The sequence below is a fragment of the Sulfitobacter sp. CW3 genome (genome assembly GCF_019392245.1).
In the GTDB taxonomy this organism is placed as follows: Bacteria; Pseudomonadota; Alphaproteobacteria; order Rhodobacterales; family Rhodobacteraceae; genus Sulfitobacter.
Genome location: NZ_JAHXRL010000199.1, coordinates 1 through 274, shown reverse-complemented (window position 1 = coordinate 274; position 274 = coordinate 1). Strand labels below are relative to the sequence as shown.

The window sequence follows — 274 nt, the reverse complement described above, 5'->3', positions numbered from 1 at the left end:
ACCCGCGGCGCCCGACGGGTGCGAAAATGCCCATCTTTCCAGCGACTTGCACAACCAGGGCGCGATGTCTGCCCAACCCGTGCGCGCTTCCCGACCGGCCGCGCTTGCCCGCCGGGACGCGCTTCCGCGCGGCCCGGTGACCGGCGACGGCGCGGCGATCATCGTCGGCACCGCGGCCGACATTGTCGTGGGCGCGGCGGAGACCATCTTCATGGGACGATGACGGATCTCGGTCCGACTCTGCCGGAGTGACAGCGATGCGCGCCTGGTCCGT

At 71.2% G+C, this 274-nt stretch carries 1 protein-coding gene; it reads left to right on the top strand.

The window, feature by feature from the left end; genetic code table 11:
• Positions 1-223: hypothetical protein (locus KZZ06_RS20765; protein WP_219581855.1), on the top strand; the 223-nt coding region annotated here is incomplete at its 5' end.
• Positions 224-274: the final 51 nt, after the last annotated feature.